At 70.9% G+C, this 21,136-nt stretch carries 19 protein-coding genes and 1 riboswitch; of the genes, 10 read left to right on the top strand and 9 right to left on the bottom strand.

Annotated features, from left to right (window positions below; all coding sequences use genetic code 11):
- Positions 1 to 2 precede the first annotated feature (2 nt).
- Positions 3 to 1,628: a M1 family metallopeptidase gene (locus tag OG202_RS22935; protein WP_328223481.1), complete on the top strand. Its 1,626-nt coding sequence runs from the start codon at positions 3 to 5 to the stop codon at positions 1,626 to 1,628.
- Between the two features lie 190 nt (positions 1,629 to 1,818).
- Here the strand turns inward: OG202_RS22935 and OG202_RS22930 are convergent, their stop codons facing one another.
- On the bottom strand, positions 1,819 to 3,042 hold the full coding sequence (locus OG202_RS22930) for a bifunctional GNAT family N-acetyltransferase/NUDIX hydrolase (RefSeq protein WP_327729008.1): 1,224 nt from the start codon (positions 3,040 to 3,042) through the stop codon (positions 1,819 to 1,821).
- Positions 3,043 to 3,580: 538 nt separating this feature from the next.
- On the opposite strand from OG202_RS22930, the gene OG202_RS22925 reads away from it, so the two are divergent.
- Positions 3,581 to 4,015 (top strand): hypothetical protein, encoded by a 435-nt coding sequence (locus OG202_RS22925; protein WP_328223479.1) that lies wholly within the window; start codon positions 3,581 to 3,583, stop codon positions 4,013 to 4,015.
- A 196-nt stretch (positions 4,016 to 4,211) separates the two neighbouring features.
- On the opposite strand, the gene OG202_RS22920 is transcribed toward OG202_RS22925, so the two are convergent.
- Positions 4,212 to 4,787: a TerD family protein gene (locus OG202_RS22920; protein WP_086762889.1), complete on the bottom strand. Its 576-nt coding sequence runs from the start codon at positions 4,785 to 4,787 to the stop codon at positions 4,212 to 4,214.
- 222 nt (positions 4,788 to 5,009) lie between these two features.
- Here OG202_RS22920 and arfB point away from each other — a divergent pair, with 222 nt between their 5' ends.
- Positions 5,010 to 5,438, top strand: coding sequence for an alternative ribosome rescue aminoacyl-tRNA hydrolase ArfB (gene arfB, locus OG202_RS22915; RefSeq protein ID WP_326581805.1), 429 nt, complete (start codon positions 5,010 to 5,012; stop codon positions 5,436 to 5,438).
- A gap of 21 nt (positions 5,439 to 5,459) precedes the next feature.
- On the opposite strand, the gene OG202_RS22910 is transcribed toward arfB, so the two are convergent.
- On the bottom strand, positions 5,460 to 5,972 hold the full coding sequence (locus tag OG202_RS22910) for a flavin reductase family protein (RefSeq protein ID WP_326581807.1): 513 nt from the start codon (positions 5,970 to 5,972) through the stop codon (positions 5,460 to 5,462).
- A gap of 574 nt (positions 5,973 to 6,546) precedes the next feature.
- Here OG202_RS22910 and cdgB point away from each other — a divergent pair.
- Together cdgB and OG202_RS22900 are read left to right on the top strand one after the other, a co-directional pair.
- Entirely contained in the window at positions 6,547 to 8,286 is a 1,740-nt protein-coding gene (cdgB, locus tag OG202_RS22905) for a diguanylate cyclase CdgB (protein ID WP_326581809.1), read from the top strand.
- A gap of 213 nt (positions 8,287 to 8,499) precedes the next feature.
- Positions 8,500 to 9,480: a CBM35 domain-containing protein gene (locus OG202_RS22900; protein ID WP_327729011.1), complete on the top strand. Its 981-nt coding sequence runs from the start codon at positions 8,500 to 8,502 to the stop codon at positions 9,478 to 9,480.
- Between the two features lie 132 nt (positions 9,481 to 9,612).
- Here OG202_RS22900 and OG202_RS46560 read toward each other — a convergent pair whose 3' ends face one another.
- The 4 genes from OG202_RS46560 to OG202_RS22885 form a co-directional block, all read right to left on the bottom strand.
- The gene (locus OG202_RS46560) at positions 9,613 to 9,900 is read right to left on the bottom strand and encodes a peptidase inhibitor family I36 protein (RefSeq protein WP_371271434.1); all 288 of its coding nucleotides are present in this window, start codon (positions 9,898 to 9,900) and stop codon (positions 9,613 to 9,615) included.
- A 154-nt stretch (positions 9,901 to 10,054) separates the two neighbouring features.
- On the bottom strand, positions 10,055 to 10,981 hold the full coding sequence (locus OG202_RS22895; protein WP_327729012.1) for a 1-phosphofructokinase: 927 nt from the start codon (positions 10,979 to 10,981) through the stop codon (positions 10,055 to 10,057).
- Between the two features lie 219 nt (positions 10,982 to 11,200).
- Positions 11,201 to 12,475: an N-acetylglucosamine-6-phosphate deacetylase gene (nagA, locus tag OG202_RS22890; RefSeq protein WP_326581815.1), complete on the bottom strand. Its 1,275-nt coding sequence runs from the start codon at positions 12,473 to 12,475 to the stop codon at positions 11,201 to 11,203.
- Positions 12,475 to 13,479, bottom strand: a complete 1,005-nt coding sequence (locus OG202_RS22885; protein WP_327729013.1) for an ROK family protein — start codon at positions 13,477 to 13,479, stop codon at positions 12,475 to 12,477. The genes nagA and OG202_RS22885 overlap by 1 nt, the downstream gene beginning before the upstream one ends.
- Positions 13,480 to 13,721: 242 nt before the next feature.
- Here OG202_RS22885 and OG202_RS22880 point away from each other — a divergent pair, with 242 nt between their 5' ends.
- The 3 genes from OG202_RS22880 (at position 13,722) to otsB (ending at position 16,319) form a co-directional block, all read left to right on the top strand.
- A complete protein-coding gene (locus tag OG202_RS22880; protein WP_327729014.1) occupies positions 13,722 to 14,969 on the top strand; it encodes an ABC transporter substrate-binding protein in 1,248 nt (415 codons plus the stop codon).
- Positions 14,970 to 15,198: 229 nt separating this feature from the next.
- Positions 15,199 to 15,426 (top strand): DUF3263 domain-containing protein, encoded by a 228-nt coding sequence (locus tag OG202_RS22875; protein WP_326581821.1) that lies wholly within the window; start codon positions 15,199 to 15,201, stop codon positions 15,424 to 15,426.
- Positions 15,427 to 15,443: 17 nt separating this feature from the next.
- Positions 15,444 to 16,319, top strand: a complete 876-nt coding sequence (otsB, locus tag OG202_RS22870; protein WP_328223475.1) for a trehalose-phosphatase — start codon at positions 15,444 to 15,446, stop codon at positions 16,317 to 16,319.
- Positions 16,320 to 16,411: 92 nt separating this feature from the next.
- Here the strand turns inward: otsB and OG202_RS22865 are convergent, their stop codons facing one another.
- Together OG202_RS22865 and OG202_RS22860 are read right to left on the bottom strand one after the other, a co-directional pair.
- The gene (locus OG202_RS22865) at positions 16,412 to 17,830 is read right to left on the bottom strand and encodes an alpha,alpha-trehalose-phosphate synthase (UDP-forming) (protein WP_328223474.1); all 1,419 of its coding nucleotides are present in this window, start codon (positions 17,828 to 17,830) and stop codon (positions 16,412 to 16,414) included.
- A 264-nt stretch (positions 17,831 to 18,094) separates the two neighbouring features.
- Positions 18,095 to 19,039, bottom strand: coding sequence for a glucosyl-3-phosphoglycerate synthase (locus OG202_RS22860; RefSeq protein WP_328223472.1), 945 nt, complete (start codon positions 19,037 to 19,039; stop codon positions 18,095 to 18,097).
- A gap of 131 nt (positions 19,040 to 19,170) precedes the next feature.
- A riboswitch (SAM riboswitch) is annotated at positions 19,171 to 19,346 on the top strand.
- A gap of 17 nt (positions 19,347 to 19,363) precedes the next feature.
- Between OG202_RS22860 and thrC the strand changes: the two genes are divergently transcribed.
- A complete protein-coding gene (gene thrC, locus OG202_RS22855) occupies positions 19,364 to 20,650 on the top strand; it encodes a threonine synthase (protein ID WP_328223470.1) in 1,287 nt (428 codons plus the stop codon).
- A 117-nt stretch (positions 20,651 to 20,767) separates the two neighbouring features.
- Entirely contained in the window at positions 20,768 to 21,043 is a 276-nt protein-coding gene (locus OG202_RS22850; protein ID WP_326581831.1) for a ubiquitin-like small modifier protein 1, read from the top strand.
- The last annotated feature ends 93 nt before the right edge of the window (positions 21,044 to 21,136 follow it).

The following is a 21,136-nucleotide window of genomic DNA, read 5'->3' as shown; positions in this document are numbered from 1 at the left end:
CGATGGTGTCATGTCCTCGTAGGATCTCCGACGTGTCCCGATCCGCACCGGTTGCCCCTGCCGCCCTGCTCACCGTCGCGTTGGCACTCACGCTCACGTCGTGCACCGAGGGCGGCGGCGAGGCCGAGGGGGCCAGGGGTTCCGCCGGCCTCCGGGACCCGTACTTCCCGAAGCTCGGCAACGGCGGCTACGACGTCACCCACTACGCCCTCACCCTCGGGTACGAACCCCCGCCCGAGACCGAGGACGCCCCCGAGGACGACGCAGACGACGCCCCCGAGGACGACCCCGAGGACGACCCCGAGGCCGCCGCCCACCTGCGTGCCGCCGCCGTCATCACCGCACGGGCGACGCGGGACCTCGACTCCTTCAACCTCGACCTGAAGGGGATGGATGTCGAGTCGGTCGCCGTCGAGGGCGTGGCGGCGCGGTGGAAGCGGGCGGGGCAGGAGCTGACCGTCACCCCCGGGAAAGGACTCGACGAAGGGGAGACGTTCCGGACGACCGTGCGTTACTCGGGCGCCCCGACGACGATCACCGACCCCGACGGCTCCCGGGAGGGCTGGCTGCCGACCGCCGACGGCGTCCTCGCGCTCGGCGAACCGACGGGCTCGATGACCTGGTTCCCGGGCAACCACCATCCCTCCGACAAGGCGGCCTACGACATCGAGGTCACCGTCCCCGAGGGCCTGCGGGCCGTCTCCAACGGGGAGTTGAAGAGCGAGTCCACCAAGAACGGCCGTACGACGTACTCCTGGCACACCGCCGAACCGATGGCGAGCTACGTGGCCACGATCGCGATCGGCACGTACGAGATCCGGCGCGCGACGGTGGGCGAGGGCGAGGGCGAGGGCGAGGGCGAGGGCGAGGGCGAGGGCGAGGGTGAGGGTGAGGGCGGTGGCGAGGGTGACGGCGGTGGCGCGGGCCGGATTCCGGTGTACGTCGCCGTCGATCCCTCGCAGACCGAGGACAGCCGGGCGGTCCTCGACCGGATTCCTGAGGTCGTCGAGTGGGCGGAGGGGAACTTCGGCCCGTACCCCTTCTCCTCCACCGGCGCGATCGTCGACGGGCCGGACGACGTCGCGTACGCACTGGAGACCCAGAACCGACCCGTCTTCCCCGGCGCCCCCGACATCTCGCTCTTCGTCCACGAGCTGGCCCACCAGTGGTACGGCGACTCCGTCACCCCGAAGAGCTGGCGGGACATGTGGCTCAACGAGGGCTTCGCCACGTACGCCGAGTGGCTGTGGGAGGAGGACCACGGCGGCGACACCGCCCAGGAGACCTTCGACGCGCTGTACGAGGGCGACTATTACCAGGACGACGCGTCGAACGAGGCCGTCTGGGACTTCCCGCCCGCGAAGCCGCCGAGCGCCGCCCGGATCTCCGACAGCCCGGTGTACGAACGCGGCGCCATGGTCCTGCACAGGATCCGCGAGGAGGTCGGCGACGACGCCTTCTTCGATCTGCTCCAGGGCTGGGCGACCGCGCACCGTCACGGCAACGCGGACACGGCCGACTTCACGGCGTACGTCGAGGAGTTCGCGGAGAAGACGGCTCCGGACGCGGACCTGACCCCGGTCTGGGACGACTGGCTGTACGGGACGGGGAGGCCCCCGATGGCTTGATCCTGCCGCCGGGGGCCCCTCGCGGCCCTGGCACCGGGGCCGGACCCTCCGTAGCCTTCGCCGACGGTCTGCCGGACCGCCCCGAGGCGGCGGTGTCGCCCGGCCGTCGGTTCGGGAGCACGGCGAAGGTCACGTGCGGGAGAGCGGGAGAGTCGGCCGACGCCGGAGGAACGGCCCCGGGAAGCGGTCGTCAGGCCCGCCCGGGTTCGGTGACGTCGGCCGGTGGGGCCGGAGGGTTCTCGGCCTCGGCGGCTGCCTCGAACTCCGCCAGCAGCCGCGCCAGTTCCGGTGGCCACACGGGCTCCGCCTGAGCGACGAGTTCCGCGCGGGTCCACCAGCGCCACGCCAGGATGCCCTCCTCGGCGCGCGAGGCGGCGAGGAGGCCGCCGACCGGTTCTCTACGTGGCCCCCGGGCCACGTAGATGTCGTCGTGCTGGCGGACGGGGGCATCGGCGCGGGTGAAGTCATGGGACCAGGTGCAGAGGAAGGCGCCCGGTTCCAGGTCCGTCCAGCCCGTCTCCTCGCGCAGTTCCCGCCGGGCACCCTCGCGCGGTGTCTCGGCCGCCTCCAGACCGCCTCCGGGCAGGGCCCAGTGCACGCCCACCTCGTCGTTGTGGTACTTGAAAAGGAAGACGGCACCTTCCGGATCGAGGACGGCGACCCGTGCTGCCCGGCGTTGCCTTCGCAGCGTCTTGCGCAACACCGTGCAGGGGCGCCCCAGTTGCCGGTCGCGGCGGTGTTCGACGACCTCGTAACCGAGGGACGTCCAGAACGCCAGGGCGCCGGGGTTGTTGTCGAGCGCGGCCAGCCGTACGGCGGTACGCCCTGCCAGCCGGAACCGTTCCTCGACGAGGCTTGCCAACTGACGCCCGTATCCCCGCCGTTGAGCTCCGGCGTCGACGAGCAGCAGCCCGATCCACGGGTCGGGGTCGGCCGGATCGGGATGCCGGGAGAGGGTGATGGCGACCCCGACGAGCCGTCGGCCACCGCCACCGCCCCCGCCGTCACCGTGACGACCGTCGCCGCCACCTTCGCCGTCCTTGTCACCGTCGGCGCCGTCCCTGTCACCGCCCTCGCCGTCGCGTGCGAGCAGGATCTCCACGTCCGGGTTGGCCAGCTCCACCGACAACGCGCCGGCCACCTGTTCGGGACGGATGTCGTTCGCGTCCGGGAAGTCACCGCTCAGGGCGTAGAAGTCGCGGTTGGAGGCGTGCAGGGCGGTGAGTTCGGCGAGGAGAGGGCCGGGAATGGTGCCGTCCTCGGCCGTGCGGAGGGGTTCGAGGTCACCGACGACACCGTCGGGGGAGTGGGGTGGTAGCTGCTCACCAAGGAGTGCGCACAGGGCCGAATGAGCGATGCCGACCTGCGGCCCCTGGCGGGGTTCCGGCGCACCAAGCCCGCACGAGGCCCTCATGCTCGCGGCCTGACAGCTCGAATCACGCATTCCTCAGCAGAGTCGTAAACGGCGGAGCACTGGACAAGATCAAAGGTAGATCCCGGCGCACGGCGGGGAGTGGGCCGCTCGGCTCGGAGGCGGTGCCAGACCCGATCGATACCGTGCGGGGCATGCTGCTGCTCGAACCGTTCCTAGGGACTGAGCGGGTGTGAGCCCGTTCAGCCGCGCGCCCCGAACGGTCTTGGGCGAGCTGGTCCCCGGCGTACTCGACCCGGGGGCGGCGACACGCATCCTGTGCGTGGTCCGGACCCCGGAGGCCCCCGCGGCCGGAGGCCGCTGATGGACACTGCCTACGCGACCTGGCCGATCAGGTACGGCCAGAGGCGACGGGGAGGCCCTGAACCATCACTCCGGTGGAGCAGGGGCCCCGCACGCCGACGCCGTACCCGGTGTCCCAGGTCGCACAACCACGTTAGCCCGATCAGCCCAGAGCACCGCAAGCTCACAAGTGGACGATCACACGATCGAGCTAACTCGGCCTTGTGTGCACTCCTTGGTGAGCAGCTACCAACCCGTCGCGCTGGTCCTGGTCCTGGTCCACCACAGCCTGCGGTTCCCGACCGCCTCGTGGAAACAGGTGCGGTCACGGCTCGACGCGGGCATGCCCCAGAAGACGGCCACGCCGGACCAGGACTTCCCGGACGAGGCCGCCATCGACCACCAACGGCGGCACTACCGCTCGTACCGCGACCACCTCGCCTTCGACATCGCGGCGCACACGCTCTTCGTCGTGGGCAGCCCCACCGCGTTCCGCGAGTACGGCACCGCCCTGCGTGGCCTCGTCGACCAGGCCCCGTCGTTCCCGTACCGGTACCCGCACGCCGGGCACTTCTGTGTCGAGCTCGGCCCGGGGCCCTGGTCCCGGATGCGGAACCGGCGGCGCGTACCCGCCCCACTGCACATCCAGTACTCCGCCGACTGGCGGGTGTGAGGGCGGGGCCGAGGGCGAGGCCGGGAGCGGGTGCGAGGCGAGGCCGGGAGCGAGGGCGGGTGCGAGGGCGAGCGCGGGCGGGACGGCCGAAGGCCCCGCCGGTGTCGCGGCGGGGCCTTCAACGGTGCGGCGCGGTCGCTCCCAGAGGTCGGAACGCCAGTACGCCAGTACGCCAGTACGCCAGTACGCCAGAACGTCAGACGCTGACGCCGAAGTCCTGGGCGATGCCGACCAGGCCCGAGGCGTAGCCCTGGCCGACCGCGCGGAACTTCCACTCGGCGCCGTTGCGGTACAGCTCGCCGAAGACCATGGCGGTCTCGGTGGCGGCGTCCTCGGAGAGGTCGTAGCGGGCGATCTCGGCGCCGCCGGCCTGGTTGACGATGCGGATGTAGGCGTTGCGGACCTGGCCGAAGTTCTGCGAGCGGTTCTCGGCGTCGTAGATGGAGACCGGGAAGACGATCTTGTCGACGTCGGCGGGGAGGCCCGCCAGGTTGACGTTGATCGCCTCGTCGTCGCCCGCGCCCTCACCCGTGCGGTTGTCGCCGGTGTGGACGATGGTCTGGTCCGGGGTCTGCTTGTTGTTGAAGAAGACGAAGTGGCCGTCCGAGTAGACCTTGCCCTGCGGGTTGACCGCGATCGCGGAGGCGTCGAGGTCGAAGTCCGTGCCGGTGGTGGTGCGGACGTCCCAGCCGAGGCCCACGGTGACGGCGGTCAGGCCCGGAGCCTCCTTGGTGAGCGAGACGTTGCCACCCTTGGACAGGCTTACAGCCATGGTTGGGAGTCCTTCCCTCGTTGCGTACGTGCCTTACAGGCTTCGTGCCGGGGACGAAGCTACCTGTACCCCTATGAACGTCGGGAGGGGCGCCAGAGGTTCCAGCGGTTTTTACTTTCTTTACCCGGGCCCCTCCGTGCTGTCGTTGCTGTCGTTCCGAGTGCGGCCGGGCGCGGTGAAAAAGGCGTGACGTGGACCGGACATTCGCGCGACCATGGGGGCATGTCCGGTCCTCACGTCATCCGTGGCTCCGTCTCGCTTCCCGAGGCCGAGCTGATCTGGCGTTTCTCCCGGTCCTCCGGTCCCGGCGGACAGCACGTCAACACCAGTGACTCGCAGGCCGAACTGCGGTTCGACCTCGCGAACACCGAGGCGCTGCCCGAGGTGTGGAAGGCGCGGGCGCTGGAGCGGCTCGCGTCGAGGCTCGTCGACGGGGTCATCAGTGTGCGGGCCTCCGAGCACCGTTCCCAGTGGCGCAACCGGGAGACCGCCGCCGTACGGCTGGCCGCGCTGCTCGCGGAGGCGACCGCGCCGCCGCCGAAGCCGCGGCGGGCGACCCGTATCCCGAGGGGGATCAACGAGCGGCGGCTGCGGGAGAAGAAGCAGCGGTCCGACACCAAGCGGGGGCGGTCGGGGCGGGACTGGGGCTGAGGCCTCCGGCCCGCCCGGGTGTTACGGGGCCAGCTGCCGGTAGCGGCCCCGGAAGTAGGTCAGCGGGCCTCCGTCCGCGGTCGGCGACGTCGAAGCCAGGACTCTGCCGATGACCAGGGTGTGGTCGCCGGCGGTCACGCGTTGTTCGGTGTGGCATTCCAGGGTGGCCAGGGCGCCGGTGATCAGGAGGGCGCCGGAGATCTCGCCTCGGGTGTGGGGGAGGTCCTCGAAGAGGAGGCGGTCGCTGACACGGTTCTTCATGGCGAAGCGGCCGGCGACGGCGCGCTGGTGCTCGGAGAGGACGGAGACGGCCCACCGGGGCTGCTCGGCGAGGAGGTCGTCCATGCGGGAGCCCTCGCGGAGGCTGACCATGACGAGGGGCGGGTCGAGGGACACGGACATGAAGGAGGTGGCCGTCATGCCGACGTCCTCGCCGCGCGGGCCCTGCGGGTCCAGCGCCGCCTCGTGCGCGGTCACCAGGACCACACCCGCCGCCAGTCGGGACATCGCGGCACGGAACTCGTCTTCACTCACCCCCTCAGCATGCCCGCCGGGCACGGAGCCGGGAGCGGCCGGGGTGCGCCCGACGGCCACGGGCGCATGTGCGAGAGGAACGGGACGGACGGGAGGAACGGTGCGCGGTGTCACCGGCGGGGCTGAGGGCGGGGTCTTCGACACGTCCGCACGCTAATCCGCGGCGGCCGGCCACCGCATCGGGCCACGGCCCGACCCGTCACCCGGACCTGCGACCTAGGGCCCTTCTGATGGATCTCCGTGGCGTCGCGACGTCCGGGCCCGCTCCCCGACCACACTCGGCCCCCATCGGCCCCGCTCAACCTCGCTCACAGTGCCTACACAGAGTTCTGAATCCTGTTCAATAAGCGCACGAGAGAAACGCATAAACTCCACTCAATTGCTCATCTTCTGTTGTGACTTGAGTCACAGGAGCCATATTTTGTTGACCCTGTGTACCGAGTGGGCTTCGCGCTGTGATTCAGTGGCGGGGATGCTGCAAGCTGTAAGCGGGAACTGTAAGCGGTAGTAAGCCCGCGAGTTAAGCAGGTTACCTGGAGCCTGGAGCTGCCACGAGATCTCGGGGGGAGGGCGAATGGAGACCGAGTCGGAGCCCTACGTCCGTCTGACGACGCTGCGGCAGCTGCACCAGGTGATGGCGGACATGAACACCGCGCGCAGCCTGGCCGACACGCTGCAGACCGTCGCCGACGGTGTGGTCAACGGCCTGGGTTACGAACTGGCCTGCGTGAACCTCGTCCGCCCCGACGGCGACCTGGTCGTCGCCGCCCTCTCCGGGAACAGCGCCGCCGAGGCCCTCATCACCGGCCGCGTCGGCTCCCGCGCCTCCTGGGACCGCCGGCTGAGCATGGGCGAGGCCTGGGGCGACCTGCGGTTCATACCGCACACCGAGGGCTGGGTGCTCGACGAGGACGACGTACCGCAGTGGTACACCGACGGCCCGGCGCCCCGCTTCGAGGACGAGTGGCACCCCTCCGACCGGCTCTTCGCGCCGATGTACACCCCGGGCGCCGGTGGCGCCTCCTGCGGTGAGCTGCTCGGCGTCGTGTCCGTGGACCGGCCGCGAAACGGTCGGCGACCGGGCGCATGGGGGCGGGAAGCGCTCCAGATGTACGCCTTCCAGGCCGCCATCGCGATCAGTAACGCTCGGCTGCGCGCCAACATGCAGCGTGCACTGGTCAGGCTCGAAAGGGAGCAGCAGGCGCTGCGCGCCAGCGAGGAATCCTTCCGGCAGGCCTTCGAGTACGCCCCGAGCGGTATGGCCATCGCGGAGATGGGCGGCGATCAGCACGGCCGGATCCTGCGGACCAACGACGCCCTGTGCCGGCTGCTGGGGCGCCCCGCCTCCGCCATGCGGCGGTACGCGTTCTCCGACCTCGTCCACCCCGAGGACATAGGCACCCTCCTGCGGACCTCCGCCGAGGGCGGGCGCGCCGAGCTGCGGCTCGGGCGGCGCGACGGGACGTACGTCTGGGTGTCGCTGCGCAACAGCGTGGTCGCGGACGCCGCCGACGGGCCCCGCTTCCTGCTCACCCACGTCGAGGACATCGAGGAGCGCAAGCGGCGGGAGCTGCAGCTCGCGCACCGGGCCTCGCACGACGCCCTCACCGGGCTGCCGAACTCCGCCGAGCTGCGCTCGCGCCTCTCCGCCCGCATCTGTCAGCGCCCCCAGTCGCTCCCGGCGGGTGCGGCGGCCGACGCGATGGACGCGGCCTTCGGGCAGTTCGGGGAACAGGAACAGGGGGAGTACGCCGTCGGCGAGCAGCCGGCGCGGCTGCCGCACCCGTCGTTCGACGCGTACGAGGCCGCCGGGCACAAGGGGCACGCCTTCGACTTCCACGCGGCCGGCGGGCCGTACGACGCCTTCGACCACCATGTGCACACCGTCGCGCCGGAGGACGAGCGGGACGACGGGACCAAGGGGCTCGCGGTGCTCTTCTGCGACCTCGACGGGTTCAAGTCGATCAACGACCGGTTCGGGCACAACGCGGGCGACGCCGTCCTCATCGAGGTGGCCCGGCGGCTCAGCCGGGGTGTGCGCGACGGCGACACCGTGGCGCGGCTCGGTGGTGACGAGTTCGTCGTCCTCGCCGACGGGCTCGGCCGCGCGGACGCCCAGGACCTCGCCGTACGCCTTCGCAACGAGATCATTCAGCCGATCCGGGTCGACGGCCGCGCCATGCGCGTCGGCGCCAGTTTCGGCATCGGATGGGCCCACTGCGGAATGACGGCGGACGAGGTGTTGAAATCAGCTGACGAGCGGATGTACGTCGAGAAACGATCTCGTCCCAGACAGCACAGGCGGGCCGGATAGCGGCCGGAGTGACCCCTGCGACACTCGGAGAGAAGCCCAGGTCAGAGCCTGATCACGGCTGGAAAACGCCTGGTGGGCGGTGCATGGGTGGGACGATGAGGTCCGAGTCACCCGTTTGGGTCACCACGAGCGGGTAGGCTCGCTCTCCTACACCCCAACGCAATGACCCGCCACCCGTACGTGTAAGTACCGCACCGCTGAGGAGACCTAGGGATGACGCCCGGCAACAACGGCGCGAGCACGCCCGAGGACGACGACCCGTTCGGCTACCTCTACGAGGACGGGCAGGCCCGAGGAGCCCAGCCGCCCAGCGCGAGCTACGGCTACCCCAACGCGGTCAACCGGGCGCGGCCGGTCGGTGAACGCCAGTACGGGCAGCAGACCCAGCAGGCTCCGCAGGCCCCCACCGCGCAGTACGGGCAGGTCCCGCAGCAGGGGTACGGCCAGCCGCAGGGCGCCCCCGGTCAGCCGAACGCGCACTACCAGGCCCCCGAGAGCTTCTCCGGCGGCGGCGCCCCGACGACCCGCCAGCAGGGATACGGCAACGGCGGGGGCGGCGGCCGCGGCCGTGGCCCCAACACCAAGGGTCTCCTGATCGGCGCGATCGCCGTCGTGGCCGCCGTGGTGATCGGCATCAGCGTCGCCATGCTCGGCGGCGACGACTCCGACAAGGCCTCGGGCAACGACACCGGTGCCTCCACCGGCCCCACCACCCAGGAGAGCGCCGACCCCAGCCCGTCGGCCAGCAAGTCCAAGAAGCCCGAGGCCGCCGAACTCCCCAAGGCCGAGGCCAAGACCCTCCTCCTCGGCGGCAACGCGGCCATCGCCTCCGACGTCCCCGGCGCGAAGTCGGAGGGCGGGGTCTATGTGGGGAACTTCAACTCGGTGGGTTCGTCGGTGACCTGGAAGGTCGAGGACCTCGCCAAGTCCGGCCAGTACCGTCTGTACGTGCAGTACGGCATCCCCGGTGTGGATGCTAATGCGACGCTCGTAGTGAATGGAACGGTTCAGAGCCGGCCGCTCAACCTCAAAAATTTCGCCGAATCCCCGAAGGGCGACTACGCGAAGGGCTGGCAGAACACATGGTCCCTCGTCACCCTGAACAAGGGGACGAACGAGATCAAGATTGAGTGCAATGAGGGCAACCAGTGTGACGCGAATTTTGATCAGCTGTACCTCAAGCCTCCTGAGTAGGCGTTGAAGGCCTGTAGTCCCAGAATGGCTTCGTAGAGTGCAACAGTTGAGGGCCGCCAGCACTGCACTGACGGCCCTCAAATCCCCCGCTCTTGGGAAGGCGTCACCCCGGGCATGGCCCGGAGAACGTCACTAGCCCCAGACGGCTACGCTCTTGAAACGCCACGGAGTATTGGCCGAGTAGTGGCCCGTCCTGATGTCGATTCGGTCGCCGTAGCAGGACTCGTCCCTGTAGATGGTGATGAGCCTGCCGGTCTGGTTAGACACCGATCGGCCGCTGAACGGGTTGCACCCGCTTGAGTTGTTCTGGAGGCGCCTCGTCCCCTCGAAGTTGGCGCTCGTCCACGAACAGGCGTAATTCTGCGGGCACCTCGTCGCGGCGGACGCTGGCTGGGCGGTCGTGAGCGGCAGTATGGCCATCGCAGTGGCTCCGACTAGGGCAAGCAGGCGCGGCTTCATCAAATGCCTTCTCTTTCTTGATCGAGGTTGGCCGATCAAGACGATTTCGCACGTGAGTTCGAAGTGCAACAGGGAAATGCGCCACAAGACTGGCTTGGATCGCGGGCGGGTAGCGTTAGGCCGCCGTGACCTCCCCCGTCACCGCCACCTGTCCCACCAGTTCCTCGTACGCCTGACGGTCGAACTCGCCCGCCACCGGGGCCAGTACGGTCGCGGCCGAGAGTGCGACGGCGCGGGCCAGGCGGTCGGGCCAGGGCAGGCGGTCGACGAGGCCCGACAGGAGGCCCGCCACCGCTGAATCGCCCGCGCCCGTCGGGTTGCCGCGGAAGCGGCGGGGCGGGGTGGCGCGCCAGTGGCCTTCGGGGGTGTGGGCGAGGAGGCCCTCGGGGCCGAGGGAGGCGACGACCGCCTGGGCGCCGCGGCGCCGGGCGTCCCGGGTCGCGCGGGACGGCTCGTGGGAGCCGGTGAGTTCGGCCAGTTCGTCGGTGTTCGGCTTCACCAGATCGGGTCGGGCCGCCACCCCGCGACGCAACGGCTCGCCGCTGGTGTCCAGCAGGACGGGGACGGAGAGGGTGCGGGCCGTACGGACCAGGCCCGCGTACGCGCCCACCGGAACCCCCGGCGGCAGGCTGCCGCACAGGGCCACCACCGAGGCGGAGCGCAGCAGATCGACGTACGCCTCCTGGAAGGCGGACCACTCGGCGGGCGCGATCAGCGGGCCCGGCTCGTTGAGCTGGGTCGTGTCACCGCTCGCGTCGGCCACGGCGATCGTCCGGCGCGTCGCACCCTCCACCGGCATCAGCGCGTCCACGACACCCGGGGTGTGCGTGAGCCGGTCCCGCAGGGCCCGGCCGGTCGCCCCGCCGACGAAGCCGGTGACCGTCACCTCGTGGCCGAGTGCCGCGAGTACCCGGGCCACGTTCAGGCCCTTGCCGCCGGGCCGTTCGGTCACGTCGGTCACCCGGTGCGTGGTGTGGGGCCTCAGGTCCCGTACGCGATAGGTGATGTCGAGAGCGGTGTTCAGTGTGACCGTGAGGATCACCTGGGCCTACCCCCTTGGGTCTCGGCTGCGCGCGTTCGGTCCGCACTGACCGGAATGCGAGCGCCGGAAGCTGTCACGGAGGCTCGATCATGCCAAAGGAGCGGCGGTCGGCCCAGTCCCCCCGGGCCAACCGCCGCACTCCGCACCGCATGCCAACAAACGGACGGATCAGGTCGGTTGGGGACCGATCGCCCGTAGGCCGGTCCATCGGCCCATGGGTCAGCCGCCGAACGGGTCCACCACCCACTCGCCCTTGCGCAGCACACCCTTGAGGTCGAAGTCCGCGTCGAGGAGGACGAGGTCGGCGTCCTTGCCGGGGTCCAGGGAGCCGATGCGGTCGTAGAGGCCGAGGAGTCGCGCCGGGTTGGCGGAGAGGGCGGCGACGGTGTCCTCGATCGGGAGGCGGTCGACGGTGACGGCGCGTTTGAGGGCGCGGTCCTGGGTGAGGGTCGAGCCCGCGATCGAGCCGCCCTCCATCAGCCGGGCCACCCCGTCCACGACCTCCACCGCCATCGGGCCGAGGGTGTAGCGGCCGTCGCCGAAGCCGGCCGCGTCCATGGCGTCGGTGATGAACGCGACCCGGTCGGCGCCCGCGTGACGGAACGCCAGCTGGAGCGAGGCCGGGTGCAGATGCGTACCGTCGTTGATCAGCTCGACCGTGATCCGCTCGTCCTCCAGGAGCGCGGCGATCGGGCCGGGCTCGCGGTGGCCGAGCGGTGGCATCGCGTTGAAGAGGTGGGTGGCCACGGTCGCGCCCGCGTCGATGGCCTGAACCGTCTGCTCGTACGTCGCGTCCGTGTGCCCGATCGCCGCGATGACGCCGTGTTCGGCGAGGAGGCGGACGGAGTCGAGGCCGCCGGGGAGTTCGGTGGCGAGGGTGACCATGCTCGCCCGGCCGCGCGCCGCGTCGATCAGTTTGCGGACCTCCGCCGGGTCGGGGTCGCGGAGGAGTTCCTCCAGGTGCGCGCCCTTGCGGCAGGGGGAGATGAACGGGCCCTCGAAGTGGATGCCCGCGATGTCGCCCTGCTCGGCGAGTTCGGAGAGGAGGCCTGCGCGGTGGGCGAGGCCGTCCATGTCGTCGGTGACCGTGGAGGCGACGAGGGTGGTGGTGCCGTGGAGGCGGTGGGTGCGGATGCCTGTCAGTACGTCGTCGATGGTGCCGGAGGTGAAGGAGGCTCCGCCGCCGCCGTGGTTGTGGAGGTCGACGAAGCCGGGGACCAGCCAGTGGCCGCGGACGTCGATGGTGTGGGCGTTCTCGGGGGCGCTTTCGGTGATCTTGGTGCCGTCGATGGTGAGACGGGCGTTTTTCACGGTGCCGGTGGGGAGGACGACGTTGGCGCCTTCGAGGACGTACGGATGCGCTGTGTGGGGCGGCCGCGGGTTCGTGGGGGCTGGTCGCGCCCGCGCGGCGGTAGCCGCATGTTCAGCGCTGCCCCGCGCCCCTGCTGGGGCGCTGTCGGAACCGGCGGCAGAAAGTCTCTGCTGATCGGCCATCAGGGGGTTACCTCCGAAGGGTCCTTGGGGGCTGTGGGGGCCGCGGGGTGTGTGGGGGTGAGGAGGTCCCAGGCCATGAGGCCGGCACCGAGGCAGCCCGCGGTGTCTCCCAGGGCGGCCGGGACGATGGAGGGGACCTTCTGGAAGGTCACCCGGTGTTCCACGGCGGCCCGCAGGGGGGTGAACAGGGTGTCACCGGCCTCCGCCAGGCCGCCGCCGATGATGAGGGTGCGCGGGTCCAGCAGGGTGAGGGCGGTGACGAGGCCGTCGGCGAGGGCGTCGACGGCGTGCTGCCAGACGGCGCTCGCGCGCGGGTCGCCCGACTCGACGGCCTTGGCGCAGTCCGCCGCGTCCGCCTCGGGATCGCCGGAGGCCTCCGCCCAGGCCTGGCTGACGGCCGCCGCGGAGGCGAACCGTTCCAGGCAGCCGTGCTGGCCGCAGGGGCACGGGATGCCCCCGGGCCGTACGACGATGTGGCCGATCTCGCCCGCGAAGCCGTGGGCGCCCGCCTCCACCCGGCCGTCGACGCCGATCGCGCCGGCGATCCCGGTGCCGAGCGCCACGAACAGATAGCGGTCCGTGCCCCGGCCCGCGCCCACGCGCCCCTCCGCGAGCCCGCCGGTGCGCACGTCGTGGCCGAGGGCGACCGGGACGCCGCCGAGGCGCTCGGCGAGGAGCGCGCGCAGCGGGACGTCGCGCCAGCCGAGGTTGGCGGCGTAGACGGCCATGCCCCGGTCGGAGTCGACGATGCCGGGCACGGCGACGCCAGCGGCGGCCGCGGGCTCGCCGAAGCGCCGCTCGCCGTACGCGCGCAGCTCGGCGGCGAAGTCGAGGATCGACCCGACGACCGCGTCCGGTCCGCGTTCGCGCCCGGTGGCCAGGCGCGCCTGGTGCAGCAGGACGGGGGGTCCGGGGGGTGTCCCCCCGGACGGCGCGGTGTCGGCCCCGACCAGTGCGGCCTTCATCCCGGTGCCGCCCACATCGAGGGCGATGACATGTCTCACGGAGGACAGTGTGGCCCTTCGACCCACGAGAGGTCTAGTCCACTTACGTGGTATAGACCTTATGGGGCCAAGTGGTGTAGACCTTATGGAGAAGTTCGAGAAGTTCGAGAAGTTGAGAGATTGACGGCTTTGGGCGCAGGACCTGTGATCCAGGCTGTTGTGTGCGGGGCACGTGCGACAGGTTGGGGCAGTAGGTGCGACAGTGGCAGCGGCGGACGAAGAACGGCGTCAGGAACAGCGGGATGGCGGCTCTGTCCGCGCTGGGGCTGATGGCGACCCTTGCGGGCTGCGGCGTCTCGGAGGCGAGCGGCTCCGGCGTCACCCTGAAGCTGGTCGCCGCCGACTACGGCGACTCCGAGGCCAACAGCTCCCGGAAGTACTGGGACGCGGTCGTGAAGGCGTACGAGAAGAAGACCCCGGGCGTCACGGTCGACGTCAGCGTCTACTCCTGGAACGACGTCGACCGCAAGGTCAAGGAGCTGGTCGCCGCCGGTGAGGCGCCCGACTTGGCCCAGATCGGCACCTACGCCGACTACGCCTCCGCCGACCGGCTCTACGAGGTCGACGACCTGCTCTCCATCCCCGTCCAGGCCGGTTTCCTGCCCCAGCTCGCCGACGCGGGCAAGGTGCGGCGGGTCGCGTACGGGATGCCGTTCGCCGCGTCCACCCGCGTCCTCTTCTACAACAAGAAGCTCTTCGCCCAGGCCGGCATCGACGGCGCCCCGCGCAGCTGGAGCGAACTGGCGTCCGATGCCGAGGCCCTCGACGAGGCCGGGGTCGAGACGCCGTACGCGCTGCCGCTCGGGCCCGAGGAGGCCCAGGCCGAGACCATGCAGTGGCTGCTCAGCGGCGGGGCCGGCTACACCGACAACGTCGGCACCTACCGGCTCGACTCCGACGAGAACGTGCGGACCTTCACCTGGCTCAAGGACAAGCTGGTCGACAAGGGCCTCACCGGGCCCACCGCCCCCGCCGAACTCAACCGCGCCGACGCGTTCGCGGCGTTCGCGCGCGGTGAGGTCGGCATGCTCAACGGGCACCCCACCCTGATGCGGATGGCCGCCGACCGGGGCGTCGAGTACGGCACGGCCGCCATGCCGGGGTTCGACGGGCGGGAGCACGCCACCATGGGGGTGGCCGACTGGATGATGGCCTTCAAGCAGAACGGTCACCGCGACGAGATCGGTGACTTCCTCGACTTCGTCTACAGCGACGAGAACGTCCTCGACTTCTCCCGGGAGTACGACCTGCTGCCGGTGACCGCGTCCGCGTCCGAGGCGATGGCCGCGGAGAAGGACGACGCCGATCTCGCGCCGTTCCTCGACGAGCTTCCCGACGCCCGGCTCTACCCCGTCGGCAAGACGTCCTGGGCGGACGTCAGCGCGGCGGTCAAGGAGCAGATCGGGCGGGCGGTGCGGCCCGGTGCGGAGCCGGGGGCCGTGCTGGAGCAGCTGCAGCAGACGGCGACGGGTGCGGACCGGGAGGAGTGAGGGGCGCCTCATAGCTCGGGGGGTGCGGCTGTGTCGGCGGTGCGGGTCCGGTGGGGGCTTCTCGCGCAGTTCCCCGCGCGCGCAGTTCCCCGCGCCCCTGAAAAGCAGGGGCTGCGCCCCCTGCTTTTCAGGCCCGCAGGGGCCTGGTCTCTTGGGGGCGCGGGGAACTGCGCGACCAGCCCCCACCCACCCGCGGCCGAATGTCATACCCGTCCGTTACCGTCGTCGCATGGAAGAGCTGGACGTCCGGGAGCAGGCCATCCTTGCCGTGGAGCGTCAGGGCTGGGCCGGACCCGGGGCGAAGGAACGGGCCATCCGGGAGCGGCTCGGAATCGCCCCCGTGCGGTACTACCAACTGCTGAACGCCCTGCTCGACGACCCGCGCGCCCTCGCCCACGACCCGGTCACCGTCAACCGGCTGCGCAGAGTTCGGGAGGGGCGCCGGGCCGAGCGATGACGGATAGGGTCTCAGGCATGGGCAGCCACAAGGACGCAGAGAACCCCAAGGCCACCTTGCCGACACCCGTGACCCCGGCCGGGCGGGACGCGCTGGACGCGATCCTCGCCCGCCCCGGCCGTACGGTGATCGCACTCGACTTCGACGGCACACTCGCCCCGATCGTGCCGGACCCCGAACAGGCCCGCGCCCACCCCGACGCGATCGCCGCGCTGTCCGCGCTCGCCCCCAAGGTCGCCTCCGTCGCCGTGGTGACCGGCCGCCCGGCGGGCGTCGCCGTCCGCCACGGCGGCTTCGCCGGCGTCCCCGGCCTGGAACACCTCGTCGTCCTCGGTCACTACGGCGCCGAACGCTGGGACGCCGTCAGCGGCACGGTCACCGCCCCCGCCCCGCACCCCGGTGTCGCGGCGGTCCGCGCGGAGCTGCCCGGCCTCCTGGACGGTGTCGGCGCGCGGCAGGGCACCTGGATCGAGGAGAAGGGCCGGGCGGTCGCCGTCCACACCCGCCGCGCCACCGACCCCCAGGCCGCCTTCGAAGCCCTGCGCGCCCCCCTCGCCGACCTCGCCGCCCGCCACGGCCTCATCGTCGAACCCGGCCGCCTGGTCCTCGAACTCCGCCCGCCGGGCATGGACAAGGGCGTCGCCCTGCGCGACCACCTGACGGAAACCGCCGCCGAAGCCGTCCTCTACGCCGGCGACGACCTCGGCGACCTCCCCGCCTTCGCCACCATCGAGAAACTCCGCACCGAGGGCACCCCGGGCCTGCTGGTCTGCAGCGGCAGTACGGAGGTCACCGAACTGTCAGAGCGAGCGGACCTGGTGGTCGACGGCCCGGAGGGCGTCGTACAACTCCTGGCGGCGATCGCCGAGCACCTGGAGGGAAGGGGGGCTTAGATCGTCGAGGGGCCGCAGGCCCCTCAGGGGCGCGGGGCACCGCGCGACCAGCCACGACGCTCCCGCACCCGCCCCCAAACAGCTCCTCCGAGCTACTGGGCGCCTTCCAACGCCCGCAACTGATCCAGGAACCACTGCGTGGGCGGCAACGCCGTGGCCGCGGCGGCGAGCCGTTTCATCCGCTCCGCCCGTTCGTCCACCGGCACACTCAGCGCCTCGTGCAAGGCCCGCGCCGTACCCACCACGTCATAGGGGTTCACGACCACCGAGTCGTCCCCCAGCTCCTCGAACGCCCCGGCCTCCCGCGACAGCACGAGCACGCACCCCTCGTCGGAGACGACCGGCACCTCCTTGGCGACGAGGTTCATGCCGTCCCGGATGGGGTTCACCAGGGCCACGTCCGCCAGCCGGTACGCCGCCAGGGACCGTGCGAAGTCGTCCTTCAGATGGAGGATGACCGGGGTCCAGCCCGGCGTCCCGTACCGCTCGTTGATGTCGTCCGCGACCCGCTGGACCTCGGCCATGTAGTCCCGGTACACCGCGAGGTCCTGGCGCGACGGGTACGCGAACGCGACGTGCACGACGCGCTCGCGCCAGGACGGCTGGTCGTCGAGGAGCTGCCGGTAGGCGTGCAGGCCGCGCACGATGTTCTTGGAGAGCTCCGTGCGGTCGACGCGGACGATCGTGCGGCGCGGGGTGCCCTCCGGGGTCGTACCGATCTGCTCCCGCAGCAGGGCGATGCGGTCGTCGACGTCCGGCTGGTGGGCGCGGGCCCGCAGGAAGTCCGCGTCGGCGCCCAGGCCGTGCACGCCGATCCGGGTGCCGGACGGATGGCCGGGGCCCAGGACGGCGCGACAGCACTCGGTGAACGCGTCCGCCCACCGCTGGGTGAGGAACGCCGCCCGGTCGGCGCCGAGGATGCCGTCCAGCACCTGGGTGGCGATGTCGTCGGGGAGCAGCCGGAAGTAGTCGACGGGCGCCCACGGGGTGTGCGAGAAGTGGCCGATCCGCAGGTCGGGGCGGAGTTCGCGGAGCATCCGGGGGACCAGGGCCAGGTGGTAGTCCTGGACCAGCACGGACGCGCCGTCCGCCGCCTCCTGGGCGAGCGCCTCGGCGAAGGCGCGGTTGTACGTCTCGTACGACGCCCACCGGCGCCGGAACTCCGCGTCGAAGATCGGCTCCAGCGGGGTCTGGTAGAGCATGTGGTGCACGAACCACAGCGTGGAGTTGGCCACGCCGTTGTACGCGTCGGCGTGCACGTCCGCGGGGATGTCGAGCATGCGGACGCCGGTCTCGGCGACGCCGCGTCGTACGGCCTCGCGGTCGCCGTCGCCGAGGGCGGAGCACACCCAGACCGCGCCCGACTCCGGGTCGATCGCGGAGAGGCCGGACACGAGGCCGCCCCCGCCTCGCTTGGAGGTGAGCTCGCCGGTCTCGTCGTCCAGCGTGTAGGTGACGGGACCCCGGTTGGACGCGACCAGTACCTGGGCCGAGCCGTGCGTTGATGCCATACGGCTCAACCTAGCCCGGGGGTTCGGTGGTCAAACGTGCGGTTCGGCCGTATACAGGAGCGCCCATGGGGTTGGGGGGTGTGCGTGGGGCGGGGGGTGCGGGTCGGTGGGGGCTGGTCGCGCAGTTCCCCGCGCCCCCAAAAGACCAGGCCCTGCGGGCCTGAAAAGCAGGGGGCGCAGCCCCGGCTTTTCAGGGGCGCGGGGAACTGCGCGACCAGCCCTCCACCGGAGCCGCACCCGCCGACGAACCGCGCCCCCACCCCCTCACGCGGCCCTTCGCTCCACGTACTCCGCGATCTCCACCATCGGCGGCCTCTCCTCCAGGTCCACCGAATACGTCCGCGGCTCGAACCCCTCCCGGCCCCGCTCGAACTGCGTCAGGACGGGACGGATCATGTGGCCGCGGGCCAGCCGGAGCTGGGCCGTGCGATAGATCGCCGCGGACATGCGGCCGAGGGCCTGCCCGTCCTGGTGGCGGTGTTTGCGGATGCCCACGTCGACCTGGGACAGGGCGTCCAGGCCGACCAGATGCAGCGCGTCGACCAGCATGCCCAGCTCCACGCCGTAGCCGACCGGGAACGGAAGCTGCTCCAGGAGGGAGCGGCGGGCCGCGTACTCGCCGCCGAGCGGCTGGACGAAGCCGGCCAGCTGGGGCCAGTGCATGTTGAGCAGGGGGCGGGCCATGAGTTCCGTCACACGGCCGCCCTGGCCGGCGGCGGAGCCGAGGGGGCGGTCGTACATCGCCTTGACGAGGTCGACGCCGGGATCGGTGAGCAGGGGCCCGACGATCCCGGAGACGAAGTCGGACGAGAACTCCTTGAGGTCCGCGTCGATGAAGCAGACGATGTCGCCGGACGTCACCAGCAACGACCGCCACAGGACCTCGCCCTTGCCGGGCACGGTCGGCATGCGGGGCAGGATGTCGTCGCGGTGCACGACCCGGGCCCCGGCCGCGGCCGCGACCTCGGACGTTCGGTCGGTCGAGCCGGAGTCGACGACCACGATCTCGTCGACGAGCGGGACCTGCCGCATGAGGTCATGACGGATGATCGCGACGATGTCGCCGACCGTCTCCTCCTCGTTCAGCGCGGGCAGGACCACGCTGACGGTCTGATGGGTGGCGCGTTTCGCGGCCATGATCTTGTGGAGCGGGCGGTCGGCCATGGACCAGGAGCGGGTGCTCAGCCAGCGCTCGACTTCCTTCAGCACAGTGCGCGGCTCCTCTGCGTTCATCTCGCGGTTCGGACGGCTCACTCAACTGTCCTGGCCTTCGGTTACAGTCTTGGACAACGCTGGTGACCATCGCATGTCGCTGCTCGTCCGCGTATACAACCAAATACCGCTCATCCAGAGGGGCAGAGGGATACGGCCCGATGAAGCCCCGGCAACCCTCCAGCCGGTCTCGTACCGATCGACGGCGCATCGACGCGTCACCGACGATCGCTCCGCGAGGCTCCCGGCTCGGGAAGGTGCCAAATCCGTCTCACGGCGAAGTGCGTCGTGAGGAAGATGAGGAGAAAGGGCCTCGCCTCCATGGCTGCGCAGACTGTTGCAAGCACCACCGACTCCACAGTAGACCTCGGCCCCGCCGCCGCCCTGAGCTGTCGCGAATGCGGTCACCGCGTTCCGCTGGGACCGGTCTTCGCGTGCGAGGAGTGTTTCGGACCGCTCGAGATCGCGTACGACTACTCCGCCTACGAAACGGAAGAGCTCCGCAAGCGGATCGAGTCCGGCCCCGCGAACATCTGGCGGTACGCGCCCCTGCTGCCCGTCCCGGCCGACGTGGCCACCAAGCCGAACATCAACCCCGGCTGGACCCAGCTCGTCAAGGCCGACAACCTGGCGGGCGCGCTCGGCGTCGACGCGGGCAAGCTCTTCATCAAGGACGACTCCGGCAACCCGACGCACTCCTTCAAGGACCGTGTCGTCGCCCAGGCGCTGGAGGCGGCCCGCGCCTTCGGTTTCACCACCCTCTCCTGCTCCTCCACGGGCAACCTGGCCGGTGCCGTCGGCGCCGCCGCCGCCCGCGCCGGCTTCCGGTCCTGCGTGTTCATCCCGCACGACCTGGAGCAGGGCAAGGTCGTCATGGCCGCCGTCTACGGCGGCGAGCTCGTCGGTATCGAGGGCAACTACGACGACGTGAACCGCTTCTGCTCCGAGCTGATCGGCGACCCGGCCGGCGAGGGCTGGGGCTTCGTGAACGTCAACCTGCGCCCGTACTACGCGGAGGGCTCCAAGACCCTGGCGTACGAGATCTGCGAGCAGCTCGGCTGGCAGCTCCCCGACCAGCTGGTCGTGCCGATCGCCTCCGGGTCGCAGCTCACGAAGATCGACAAGGGGCTGCAGGAGCTGATCAAGCTCGGGCTCGTCGAGGACAAGCCGTACAAGATCTTCGGTGCGCAGGCGGAGGGGTGCTCGCCGGTGTCGGTGGCGTTCAAGGCCGGGCACGACGTGGTGCGGCCCCAGAAGCCGAACACGATCGCGAAGTCGCTCGCGATCGGTAACCCGGCGGACGGGCCGTATGTGCTCGACATCGCGCGGCGCACCGGTGGGTCCGTCGAGGACGTGACGGACGACCAGATCGTCGAGGCGATCAAGCTGCTGGCGCGGACGGAGGGGATCTTCGCCGAGACCGCGGGCGGGGTGACCGTCGGGGTGACGAAGAAGCTGATCGAGGACGGGGTTCTCGACCCGACGCTGACGACCGTCGTCCTGAACACCGGTGACGGTCTCAAGACGCTGGACGCGGTGGCCGGGACCGGGCTGACGGCGACCATCCGGCCCAACCTGGATTCGTTCCGGGAAGCCGGTCTTGCGTAAGGCTTGGTAGTCACTCGTCTGCGGGTCCGTGGGGGCTGGTCGCGCCCACGCGGCGGTAGCCGCACGTCCAGTACAGCCCCGCGCCCCTGAAAAACACAGCTGACCGGAGGTCCCATCGTGAGCGTTTCCGTCCGTATCCCCACCATCCTTCGCACCTACACGGGCGGCAAGGCCGAGGTGACCGCCGAAGGGGCCACCCTCGCCGAGGTCATCGCCGATCTGGAGAAGAACCACAACGGGATCGCCGCCCGGGTTCTGGATGATCAGGGCAAGTTGCGGCGATTCGTGAATGTGTACGTGAATGACGACGATGTCCGGTTCGAGCAGGGGCTGGAGACGGCCACGCCGGACGGTGCGGGCGTGTCGATCATTCCCGCGGTCGCCGGTGGCTGACCCTCGGTCGCCGGTGGCTGACCCGCGATCGGTACCCGCCGGTAGTAACCGTCGGTAACATTGATTACCGAGCGTTCATCGAATTGCCCTCTC

Source organism: Streptomyces sp. NBC_00310 (genome assembly GCF_036208085.1).
Taxonomy (GTDB): Bacteria; Actinomycetota; Actinomycetes; order Streptomycetales; family Streptomycetaceae; genus Streptomyces.
The sequence above is the reverse complement of the archived record's forward strand: the minus strand, read 5'-3'. Positions and strand labels throughout refer to the sequence as shown.